This window comes from Klebsiella sp. 18074, assembly GCF_902705905.1.
Lineage (GTDB): Bacteria > Pseudomonadota > Gammaproteobacteria > Enterobacterales > Enterobacteriaceae > Klebsiella > Klebsiella terrigena.
Window position 1 is genome coordinate 20,861 of the sequence record NZ_CACSIS010000026.1, and the last position, 11,682, is coordinate 32,542.

At 60.1% G+C, this 11,682-nt stretch carries 9 protein-coding genes; 1 reads left to right on the forward strand and 8 read right to left on the reverse strand.

Annotated features, from left to right (window positions below; genetic code table 11):
• Positions 1-188: 188 nt before the first annotated feature.
• From mukB to cmoM, 4 genes are read right to left on the reverse strand one after another with little or no spacing between them, the layout of a single operon-like run.
• Complete coding sequence (mukB, locus tag GVK32_RS21860; RefSeq protein WP_159872304.1) at positions 189-4,637, reverse strand: chromosome partition protein MukB; 4,449 nt, start codon at positions 4,635-4,637, stop codon at positions 189-191.
• The gene (mukE, locus tag GVK32_RS21865) at positions 4,637-5,341 is read right to left on the reverse strand and encodes a chromosome partition protein MukE (protein WP_159872306.1); all 705 of its coding nucleotides are present in this window, start codon (positions 5,339-5,341) and stop codon (positions 4,637-4,639) included. Before mukE ends, mukB begins: the two co-directional genes overlap by 1 nt.
• The gene (gene mukF, locus GVK32_RS21870) at positions 5,322-6,644 is read right to left on the reverse strand and encodes a chromosome partition protein MukF (protein ID WP_041144805.1); all 1,323 of its coding nucleotides are present in this window, start codon (positions 6,642-6,644) and stop codon (positions 5,322-5,324) included. Before mukF ends, mukE begins: the two co-directional genes overlap by 20 nt.
• Positions 6,641-7,441: a tRNA uridine 5-oxyacetic acid(34) methyltransferase CmoM gene (cmoM, locus tag GVK32_RS21875; RefSeq protein WP_159872308.1), complete on the reverse strand. Its 801-nt coding sequence runs from the start codon at positions 7,439-7,441 to the stop codon at positions 6,641-6,643. Before cmoM ends, mukF begins: the two co-directional genes overlap by 4 nt.
• Before the next feature lie 120 nt (positions 7,442-7,561).
• Between cmoM and elyC the strand changes: the two genes are divergently transcribed.
• A complete protein-coding gene (elyC, locus tag GVK32_RS21880; RefSeq protein WP_159872310.1) occupies positions 7,562-8,341 on the forward strand; it encodes an envelope biogenesis factor ElyC in 780 nt (259 codons plus the stop codon).
• Here the strand turns inward: elyC and GVK32_RS21885 are convergent.
• The 4 genes from GVK32_RS21885 to GVK32_RS21900 form a co-directional block, all read right to left on the reverse strand.
• A complete protein-coding gene (locus GVK32_RS21885; protein WP_159872312.1) occupies positions 8,318-9,211 on the reverse strand; it encodes a YcbJ family phosphotransferase in 894 nt (297 codons plus the stop codon). The genes elyC and GVK32_RS21885 overlap by 24 nt on opposite strands.
• A gap of 140 nt (positions 9,212-9,351) precedes the next feature.
• The gene (kdsB, locus tag GVK32_RS21890; RefSeq protein WP_045854659.1) at positions 9,352-10,098 is read right to left on the reverse strand and encodes a 3-deoxy-manno-octulosonate cytidylyltransferase; all 747 of its coding nucleotides are present in this window, start codon (positions 10,096-10,098) and stop codon (positions 9,352-9,354) included.
• Entirely contained in the window at positions 10,095-10,277 is a 183-nt protein-coding gene (gene ycaR / locus GVK32_RS21895; protein ID WP_041144800.1) for a protein YcaR, read from the reverse strand. The genes kdsB and ycaR overlap by 4 nt, the downstream gene beginning before the upstream one ends.
• A gap of 155 nt (positions 10,278-10,432) precedes the next feature.
• A complete protein-coding gene (locus GVK32_RS21900) occupies positions 10,433-11,662 on the reverse strand; it encodes a winged helix-turn-helix domain-containing protein (RefSeq protein ID WP_159872314.1) in 1,230 nt (409 codons plus the stop codon).
• Between the last annotated feature and the right edge of the window lie 20 nt (positions 11,663-11,682).

Here is an 11,682-nt window from a genome sequence, read left to right on the forward strand (position 1 = left end):
CCTGTTGACACATTGCCGCCCTTAAAAATAGGGCTCACTCTCAGTATATAAAAGCGAAGACGCTTTTGCCTTCCCAAATGTAAAGAAGTTTAAAGATTATACAACGTTAACACATCATACCGGCTAACAAAAAGGGCGACATCATGTCGCCCTTTTAGACTTACTCACTGCCTATCGCTGCAGACCGATCAGGAAGCGTCCGCCGTGCCCGGCAGCGTTTGGGGCAGCTGGGCCGCGAAACCGCGCAGGCCAACCACGTGCACGTGCTCATGGTTATTGAACACCTTACGCACCAGCTTATAGGTGGTGCCTTTTTCCGGGCTGATATTTTCCGGGGCGGCAATAATCAGCTGCATTTCCAGACGTTCGCACAGCTCAAACAGGGTGGCGATAGAGCGGGCATCAAGGCGCGCCGCTTCGTCGAGGAACAGCAGACGGCACGGCGACAGGTCTTTACCGCGCAGGCGACGGGACTCGTCTTCCCAGCTCTGAACGACCATCACCAGAATCGACATCCCGGTACCGATCGCTTCCCCGGTCGACAGCGCGCCGGACTCTGCGCGCAGCCAGCCGTCGGAGCCACGGTTAACTTCCACTTCCATCTCCAGATAGTTGCGGTAGTCCAGCAGCTCTTCACCGATGGTTTGCGGAGTACGCTGGCCCATATCAATCTGCGGATTGAGGCGCTGATAGAGCTTCGCCAGCGCTTCCGAGAAGGTCAGGCGGTTGCTGTTGAACAGATCCTGATGCTGCTCATGCTGCTCAGACAGCACGTCGAGCAGCGTCGAGTGGGTTTCCCGCACGTTGACGTTGAGACGCACGCTGTTGACCTGACCAAAGGAGACGCTCTGCAGACCCTGGTTGAGCATCCGAATACGGTTCTGCTCGCGCTGAATGGTCTTGCGGATGATATTGGCCACGCTGCGGGAGCTGATCGCCAGCTTCTGCTCGCGGTTGGTCAGCTCTTCGGTCAGACGGCTGAGCTCGATCTCCATCTGCTCAATCGCCTCGACCGGGTCGTCGGTGCGGATAATATCCTGACGGATACGCTCGCGCAGGTGCTGGTAGACGGCGACGAAGAACTGAATTTTGCGCTCAGGACGCTTCGGATCTTCAGAGACTCGCAGCACGTCACGCAGGTGTTCGTTATCGGAGACCGCCAGACGCAGCGCGCCGAGCGCTTTATCCGACATCGAACGCAGCTCATCTGCCGAGAGGTAGGCCAGCTCGCGACGGTGCAGTCGGCGCTCAACACCGTTGTCTTTCACCAGCCGCATCACCGCACACCAGCCGGCTTTGGCGCTGACCACCTGCTCACGCATTTCGCAGTAATCACGCTCAAGCTTGCGCAGCCTGCGGGTCAGGTTGTCCATCTCCGCTTCGCAGAAGGTCAGGGCTTTTTCCAGCTGATTGCGCCGCGAGCGGTTATTGCTCAGACGCGTATGCAGCTCATCACGACGCACGCGGGCGCGCTCTTCCGCCCCGCTATCGGCGCGCACGCCGATATCCTGCAGCTCTTTATACAGATCGCCCAGCAGCTCTTTTTTGGTGTCATACGAGCTTTTCAGCGAGGCCAGAACCTGGTTGTACTGGTTTAGCTGCGCGGTATGCGTACGCGTGGCGTCACGAGCCCGGCTGCGTTCGCCCTCCGCCTGCTCCAGACGCTGGCGCAGCTTTTCGTTGAGATCGCTGTTGCCGCTGAGCATCTCCGCGGAATCAGAGTAGCTAAAGTGGGCGCGACGCTGCACCACTTCGCTGAGCGCAAACGCCTGCTGGCGCGCTTCACGCTGGGTTTGCTGCGAGTAAGCGTAGTCTTCTTTCAGCTGCTCGAACTGCTCCGGATCGCTCTGTAGTACTGAGAGCATCGGTTCCAGCTTCGCCAGCTGATTGCCGTGCTGCTGGATAAAGCGGGCCGCTTCCTCGGCTTCGTCCAGGCGCTCCTGAATTTCATCAACGCGATCGGCCAGCGTATCGTCCGCCAGCAGGCTAAGCCGCGGCAGCAGGCGGTTAAGCGCGGAAACGCCCTCTTTTGCCTGCTCGTACTGCAGCCGGTTCTGCTGGTTATCGCTCTCGTGCGCGTTAAGCGCCCGCTCCAGCTCGCCGCGACGGCCGTTCAGCTTACGGATCTCTTCTTCCGGATCGTCTTCAAAGGCCACCGCCAGGTGGCTGCCGATAAAGCGGCTGAAGGCCTGGTGCTGACGCTGGGTTTTCTGCACGTCGAACGACAGGGTCGCAAAACGCTCGGACAGATCTTCCCGCTCGGCGTGCAGGCTTTCAATACGGCTTTCACGGGCAGCGCGGCCAAACAGCGGCAGCGTCGGGAAGCGCGAGTAGCGCCACTGGCGATCGGCAACCTTGACGACCACCGCTTTTTCCAGCTCATCAACGCTAAATACGCTGTCATCGAACGACTGCGGATCGCCTTCGATCAGGTAGAGATCTTCCGGGCAATCCTCCAGGCCATCAAGCTGCCCGGTGAGCTGCGACAGGTCGGGAACCACGATGGCATGGCGCGACGGGCCGTACAGGGCCGAGAAGTACGGCGCATCTTCGAGGCTGACGTCGTCATAAATTTCCGACAACAGCACGCCGCCAAAACGCTCTGCCAGGGCATTCAGCCGCGGATCTTCCGAGCCGCCCGGCTGGCTAAGACGCTCAATCTCTTCATCTATGGCCCGCTTACGCGCGCCGACTTCGTCGCGCTCAACGATAGCCTCGCGCTCGCGCTCCAGCAGCTGCTGGAGGTATTCGGTCACGTCCTGGCTTGATTCAAACTGCTGGCCGCTCTGCTCGCAGAGCTGGCTGAGGCTGTTCTGCGCCGCCAGCCAGATCGGCGCCCGACGCAGCAGCGTCTGGGTGCGGGACTGCAGCTGCTCCAGCTCCTGACGCAGCGTCATTCGCTGCTCGCTGGCAGAGGAGACGCCGTCGGACAAGGAGGCAATTCGCGCTTCCAGCTCCTCGTGCAGCGTTTCCAGGCGGTCAATATCGTAACGCTTGCCCTGGCGCTTGCAGAATTCGTTCAGCTGGCGTTCAGCCTCCTGCTGCTCGCGCAGGCGCTGCTCCAGCTCGGTCAGGCGGCTACGCAGCCCCGGCGCCTGTTCGGCGTGATGGCGCTGGTTGACGCCGTCGCGCAGCAGCTCGCGCGCCACGTTCCAGGCTTCGTTACGCGCCAGCGGGCCGTTGATGGCCGCCACCAGCTGGAAAGCCTGCTCAAACTGACCGTGCGCGGTTTGCGCAACGCTCATTTTTTGTTCCAGCGACAGCATTTTCTCCGTCGCTTCCTGCTCCTTCGCCTGGAAGGTTTCCAGCCACTCGCCGGCGCTTTCCGCAGTTAAATCCGGCAGATGGCACAGCGCCTTCGCACGGTCTAAGGCCTGCAGCGCCTGGTTGTACTGGATCGCGCGGGTCTGCTGGACGTCCAGCGCCTGCTGGTAGTCGGCAAGCTGGCTTTTCAGCTCATCCACTTCCAGCTCTGCGGCTTCCGCACGAGCCTCGTTCTCTTCCTGCAGATCGGTCGCTTCCGCCACCACCTCGTTCTGCTCTTCAAGACGGATCTGCAGCTCGTCGAGATCCGCTTCGTAGCGCTCGATTTTTTCCTGCTGGCGAAGCGCGGTTTGCACCAGGTTCAGATGATCGCTGGCGGCCTGATAGTCGGCCTCAAGATCGCCTTCTGCCCCGTTATGCTCCTGCAGCTCGCGGGCCATATCGACGTGCTTATACTGCTCTGCCGCCAGCTGCGCGCGGGAGGTGAACAGATCGCGGCGATACTCCAGCGCCTTATCCAGATGGACGCGACGCTCGTTGGCGTGACGCATGTAGTCCGCCGCCACGTAGTTGGTGGCCTCGCTGATCAGGTGCTTAAACAGATCGCGGTCGGACTGCGTGACGCGAATCGCCTCCAGGGTCATGCGGTTTTCGCGCAGCGCGGCTTCCATATCCTGGAACGCCTTACGTACGCCGCTGTTTTCCGGCAGCAGGTAGTCGCGCAGCGAGCGGGTAATGGTGTTGGAGATCCCGCCGTACAGCGAGGCTTCGATCAGGCGATAGTATTTGCTACGGTCAGAGGCCGAGCGCAGACGACGGGCGACTACGCCCAGGTCGAACATCAGCGAGTGGTAGTCGGTTATCGAGTTGAACTGCTTGAACTGCACCCCTTCTATCTCTTCCAGCTTATCTTTCAGCTCGTTGAGGCTCAGGACGCGCGCCTGGCGTTCGTTAAGGGTTTCCGTCAGCAGCTGCGTCGGTTGGATAGCGTCCGGCAGGCCCTGAATGGCAAACGGCTTGATATCGACTTTGCGATCGCGACCGGCGATCTGCTGCAGGCGTACGCCCACCACCACGCGCTGGTGGTGAGAGTTGATAACGTCCAGCACCGAGTAGCACACCCCGGCGCGCAGCTTGCCGTGCAGGCCCTTATCGCGCGAACCGCTGGTGGCGCCCGCTTCGGTGGTGTTACGGAAGTGCAGCAGGGTCAGGTCCGGGATCAGGGCCGTAACGAAGGCCGCCATGGTAGTTGATTTCCCGGCGCCGTTACCCCCTGAAAGCGTGGTAACCAGTTCATCCAGATCAAAAGTACGGGCAAAAAAGCCGTTCCAGTTAACCAGCGTTAGCGAGCGAAATTTACCGCGTTCAATCATTACTCTTCCTCCCCGCTATCCGGCTGATTCTCTTCATTCTCATCAGTGAGCTGCAGGTGATTCTCCAGCGCCATCGCTTCGCCGTCGCGGATTAGCCGCTTCTGCGCCTCGCGCGGATCGTCGCCGGCGCGAACGTCAGCACCGAAGCGGAACACCGATTCGGTAATGCGGAATTTGCTGCTGTCATGGCCCATAAACCACACCATGCCGAGACGGCGCAGGCGGTTAAGCGACGCGCGCATTTTTTCCTGCAGCTTCTGCCTGTCAAGGTCGGAACCGGTGGAGCGGTTATTCACCAGCTTCAGCAGCTTGGCTTCGTCCGCCAGGGTCAGCAGCTCGTCGTAGAGCTCCTGCTGGGTAAAGATCCCCTCATTCGCCAGGCGCTCCGGGCTAAGGTAGAGGTAGCAAAGAATTTTGCCGACCATCATATCCAGCTCTGACAGCACCGATCGCGGGATCAGCGTGGTGGAGCGCGGACGCAGGTAGAAGAACCCCTCCGGCGCGCGAATCAGCTCAACGTTATAGCGAGCGTAAAACTCTTCCAGGTAGTCCTGAAAATCCATCAAAAATGCGTGATTATCCAGTTCGTCCAGGCCGATATGACGGCCTGCACGCAGGGCGCTATCCAGCGCCGGAAATAACGGATTGCCCAACGCCAGCGCCAGCTTAACTGGCATCACTTGTTCAATATTTGTCGATGACATGCGCCTGTACCTTGGCTCCGTAATCATTAATCGGCTGCCATTGTGCCGGCAGTCCGGTGAAATCTGCTTGCGCTACGCCCAAACGTACCGCCTGATCGACGACGATTCTCGCCACATCGAAGTGCCGCGCGCGCGGATACTGCGCCAGATACTCGCGAACGACCAGGCCGAGGTCCAGCGGCAGACCTTTGTCTTTATAGATAACCAGCTGCGCTTCAATCAGGGCCGCCAGCTGTTCACGGATTTCATTAAACTCTTCGTACTCCAGATCCTCAGGGAGCTCCCCGGTGACCTCTTCGTCGAGCAGCGCCATCTCTTCATCACGCATATCGAGCAGGCGGTCGGCGCTGGCGTGGGTCAGGGCCCACGGCGCATCGAAGTAGGTCTGCACCGACTGGCGTAGACGCTGAGCAAATACGCGGTTTTTATCCATATCAATGGCGGTACGGATAAACTTGTGCACATGGCGATCGTAGCCGATCCACAGGTCGATGGCCTGCTGGCCCCAGCTCACGATGCGGTCCAGCTTGCTTTGCAGATCGAATACCAGGCGATCGACAAAATGCAGGTCGTCCCGCGCGATAGTCGCGTCCTGGATCCGCAGCAGGTTAGCCTGCAGCTTATCGCCCGCCGCGTCCAGCGTATCCTGCAGTTCGCGCAGCGTCCCGGAGGTTTCCGAAAGCAGCAGCTCGCAGCTGGAGATCGCCGCTCGCCAGTCTTTGTTCAGCAGCTGGGCGATGTCGTCCTTCACCAGCTGCTGCTGTTCATCCATGATCCTCTGGGTCAGATCGATGCTGTCAAAAATTTCCGCGACCGAATATTTCAGCGGCGCGAAGACGTTACGATGCCAGTGAAACTCGTCCCCGCCCTCTTCCGCAGAATCGGCGGCGCGCTTGAGCTCGCCGGCGACGATCGAGAGCTGCATCGACAGGCGCAGCGTGGAGAACTCGCGCTGGCGAATATAGTAGTCGGTAATCCCAATACCTAACGGCGTCAGGCGATAAATAGCGTTGCCTTCCGTGAGTTCGCTGGTAAAGCGGTTCAGCAGACGCTGGCGCACCATATCGTTAATCGCGTTATTGGCGCGCTGGCTGATGGTTTCGCTGGTCTGCTCAAACGCATCACTGACGTGGCGGAACGCGTCCACCAGTTCTCCCTCGGTCATTTCCCCTTCAAGCCGCTCGCCGTTCAGCGTGGCAACCGCCAGCAGAAAAGAGAGTCTGTCGACCGGCAGCGAAATAGAAAAATCATTTTTTCTGGCCCAGGCAACCAGTTCGGGGACTGTCTGGGAAAATTCACTCATACTTTATCCTTGCATCTGCAGCTCTGAGCCTGGTTCTTCATCGCGGTGACGTGAATATAGCGACCCAGGCTAATATACGGCTCCTGGCGACAGTAGCGCGTCTCCAGCTCCAGCAGCGCCGCAAAATTGTCGCGCTGTCTGCGTTTTTCACGCAGATAGTCATGAAATACCCGCACGCCGGTTTTGCCGGTAATTTGCCAGCCCTGCTCTTCCAGCCAGCCGTACACCTGCTCCGGGGAACGCGGATAGTCCGGCGATAGCGTGCGTTTTTTCTTTTTTGGCATCCCGATCTGCACGTAATCGAAGTTTCCGACAACCATGTTGTGCATCAGCAGACCGTTAGCATTGTAGAACATTAGCGACAGCGCGCCGCCGGGACGCAGCACCGACCACAGCGCCCGCAGCATCTCCTGAGGCTCGGCCACCCATTCCAGCACCGCATGAAACAGTATCAGATCGACCGGGCTTTCCAAATGCTGCGCAATATCCTGAGCCGCGCATTGTACAAAATGCATGTTGTCGATCACACCTTTATCGACTGCCGCCTGTTGGGCGCGGGCAACCATCTCGGCAGAAAGATCGCAGAGCGTGACGTGATGACCCATCTGCGCCACCTTTACCGCCGTTTGCCCCTCGCCGCCGCCGGCGTCAAGAACGCGCAGCGGCCCGGGACCCAGCCGATCCAGCAGCGGCTGTAGATCCTGCCAGAGGATAGCCTGGCGCAGTTCGCCCTTGGTGGTGCCGTATATATTGCGCGAAAACTTTTCGGCAATGTCATCGAAATTGCGATCCTGCACGGGCGACTCCACAAGCCAACACAAAGCCGCTATTTTGTCATACCCGCGCTGAGAGTGAAGCGATCTGTTATAAGATCGGGGCATAAGTTTGGTTATGTGGTTAAAAAGGACCCATCTGGCATGCTTTTTACGCTGAAAAAATATTTGGGCGGCATGATGCTGCCCCTTCCCCTGCTGCTGATGCTGATAGCTTTCGGCATTGCGCTACTGTGGTTTAGCCGTTTTCAAAAAACCGGCAAGGCCTGCGTCAGCATCGGCTGGCTGGTGCTGGCCCTACTCAGCCTGCAGCCGGTGGCCGACAGCTTGCTCAAGCCGATTGAAGATACTTATCCGACATGGCGCGGCGGCGAAAAGGTTCAGTATGTGGTGGTGCTCGGCGGCGGGTACACGTGGAATTCGGCGTGGGCGCCCAGCTCGAACCTGATTAACAACAGCCTGCCGCGGCTGACCGAAGGGATCCGCCTGTGGCACGAGAATCCGGGATCGAAGATGATCTTTACCGGCGCCGCAGCGAAAACCAACCCGGTCAGCACCGCGCTGGCCGGCGCCCGGGTGGCGGAGAGCCTCGGCGTGCCGGCCAGCGACATTATCGTCCTCGATCGGCCAAAGGATACGGAAGAAGAGGCTCAGGCGGTAAAACAGGCGATTGGCGATACGCCCTTCCTGCTGGTCACCTCCGCGTCGCACCTGCCGCGAGCGATGATCTTCTTCCGCAATGCCGGGCTAAATCCGCTGCCGGCGCCGGCCAACCAGCTGGCCATCGAATCGCCGTTAAATCCCTGGGAGCGCGCAATCCCGTCTCCCTTCTGGCTGATGCACAGCGATCGCGTCGGCTATGAAACGCTGGGGCGCATCTGGCAGTGGCTCAAAGGCGCATCAGGCGAGCCAGGGCAGGAGTGATTTCGCGGCTAAATCAAAGCGGGCGCGATCGAAGCGCCCGGTGTTGACCAGGCTGTCGACCTCGTCCCACAGCAGATAGAGCCAGCGCCGCCAGAGGAAGGATTCCGCGACCGGCGCGCGGTGCAGATAGTGCCACAGCAGCTGTTCCGCCTGGCCGCCGTCGCAAAGGCGAAACAGCTCATATTCACGCGGTGCCCACAGCATCATCCCCGGCCCCACCATGGCCAGCAGCTGGTCGCTACGCGCGTCCTTCAGCATGCTGCGCAGCGTGAAGCTGCCGTGCACCAGCACGCAGTTGTCGTTGAAGTCTTTAAATAATTCGCCAAGGCACTCGCGCGAACGGAAGAGGATCCGCTTGTCCTGCATCGTCAGGCCGGTATCCTGATAAAGGTTAAGCGTTCCCCACAGGACCTCTACCCGCTGGCGGTACCAGTTTGGCCACTGGTTTTCCTGCGTACAATCCACCACCCCGACGCAGCCACCGCCATCCTGACGGTGCCACGACAGCAGCGCTTCGACGATCTGCTCCTGCAACTGCTCCCAGCGCTGCGGGGTGCGGGCCGGGGCTTCGACGGAGACGCCGCGCAGCCGCTCAATCAGCAGGACGTCCGGCCCGGGGTGCTCCTCATGCGTCATCACGCCGTAGACCACCGGCATACGCACGGAGCCGCTGCGGGCCAGGGTTGATATCTTCCACGCCAGCTGGCGCGCAACGCCGGGCGTGGTGAAGCTTCTCGCCAGCAGCGGCAGCGGATTTCCCTGTGCATCATAGAGCGCCCACAGCGCCGTCAAGGGCTTCTCGCTCACGCACTCTACCCGGCTGAGCTTTTCGCCCAGCAGGTGACTCAGCTCGGTTCGCAACTGTTCCATTTGAATTACCCTCATGAACACTACTGGTTTCATCATGAGCGTCGGTCGCGAGGTTGTCATCGGGTGAGATCAAAAATTGCGGCGAAAAGTATGGAAAAATAGCCTGAGGATATCCCCTCCTGACGGAGGGGATCGGGGAATTAACGCAGCTCGGCGCGAACGCGCTCCAGATCTTCCGGCGTATCGACGCCGGTACCCGGGACAACTTCCGCTACCGCGACATGGATTTTTTCGCCGTACCACAGCACGCGCAGCTGCTCGAGCATTTCGATCTGCTCCAGCGGGCTCGGCGCCCAGCTGACATAGCGGCGGATAAAGCCTGCGCGATAGCCGTAGATGCCGATATGGCGCAGCAGCGAATCGCCGATGGCGTCGCGAGACTGCGCGAAGCGATCGCGATCCCAGGGAATCGTGGCGCGGGAGAAGTAGAGGGCGTAGCCTTCGGCATCCATCACCACCTTCACCGCATTTGGGTTAAACGCCTCTTCGGCATCGTGGATCGGCACCGCCAGCGTCGCCATCCCGCTGGTGCTGGAGGCCAGATTCTCGGCCACCTGGCGTACAATCGCCGGCGGGATCATCGGCTCGTCGCCCTGAATATTGACGATAATCGTCTCATCGCTGAAGGCACACTTCTCGACAACTTCCGCCAGGCGTTCAGTGCCGGACTGATGATCGGCGCGCGTCATGCACACTTCGCCGCCGGCGGCTTCCACCGCGCGCGCCACCTCTTGATGGTCGGTGGCGACAATAATACGATCGGCCCCGGACTCGCGCGCGCGCTCCAGCACGTGGACGATCATCGGCTTACCGTTGATATCCTGCAATGGCTTGCCGGGCAAACGCGTGGAGGCGAAGCGCGCAGGGATGATGACCACAAAACTCATGAGTGGCTCTCTCCAACGGCTAGCGAGCGGGCTTCGGTTTCCAGCAATACGGGAATACCGTCGCGCAGAGGAAAGGCCAGGCTGTCAATTTTGCAGATGAGCTCTTGCTTATCCTGGCTGTAATACAGTTTACCGTTGCAAACAGGACAGGCGATAATTTCAAGTAAACGGTGATCCATGTTTCCTCCTGATGGACCGAATAGATTCCGCAGCAGCATAGCACAGGATACCTGACACCGGGATCCGTTTGCGCTCGCGACGAAGGGGGCGAAGGCCCGCCGACGTGCCGCTGCCGCGCGGCGTTTGGCGATGCGACCGGACGGATGCCGGGTGCTCAACTAGCTTCGAGCAGCCAGCCCTGCCGGCGGTCGGCAAAGAGTTCCGGCGGCAGTTGGCCGAAGCTCACGCGTTCGGCCAACTGCCAGCGGGCAAAATCCTCAATCGCCCGCTGCAGCCCACTCTCCAGGCCAGAGGTCACCTTGACGCCCTCTTCCAGCCATAGTGAGAAAATTTGCAGAACCCCGGCTTTGCGATGCATTTTGCTGTCCATGCGGCCCACCAGCCTGCCCTGATGCAGCAGCGGCAGCACGAAGTAGCCATACTGGCGCTTTGGCGCCGGCGTGTAGCACTCAAGACGATAGCTAAAATTAAACAGCTGCTCGGCGCGCTTACGGTCCCAGACGACCGGGTCGAACGGCGACAGTACCGCGCTATGGCTCGCCGAAAGCCTGCCGCCCGGCGCCGCCTCCAGCTGCTGCAAGGCCTCCCGGTGCAGCCACATATCGCCGAGCCCTTCGACGTTTACCGCCGTCACCAGCCCCTCTTCCTGCCAGTTTGCCAGCAGGCCCGCGAGCGCCGGTTGCCGCAGGCGATAATAGTCCGCCAGCCACTGCGGGCGGAAAATACCCAGGCTGCGGGCGCTATTGCTCAGCATAATCTCTTCAGCCTGCGCCTGCGACAGCGCATCGCGCTCATCATCCCAGTGCGGCATCACCCGCTGCGTCAGGTCGTAAACCCGCTGAAAGTTGCGCCGTTCCACGACCATCACTTCGCCGGCGGTAAACAGCCCCTCCAGATGACGCTTGTGCGGCTTCCACTCCCACCAGCCGCTGGCGCCTTTACGCGGATGGCTAAAGTCGGCCGAGCGTACCGGGCCATTTTGCGCGATGTGCTCCAGCAGCAGCTGGATATCATCCGCATGCTCCGTCATCCACCCCTTATGGTACTTCCAGCCCATGTTATCCGGCGTCAGCATGCGGTGGCGCACCAGCGAAAAATCGCTGCGCGGTAAAAAGCAGGCCTCATGAGCCCAGTATTCCATGAGTTCGCCCGCGCGCAGCGCCTCGTCCAGCCAGCTTTGCGGATAGCTGCCGAGGCGGCTGAAAAGCACCAGATAAGGGCTGCGGGCGACAACGTTGATGGTATCAATTTGCAGCAGCGACATCCGGCGGATAACCTGCAGAATATCGGCCGAGTGGGCGCGACGGCGGGGCCTTTTCAGCAGGCCCTGCGCCGCGAGGTGAAGATGGCGGGCTTCTTTAAGTGAAAGCGTTAGTACCGACATGCAGGTTCTCCGTTGTGGAT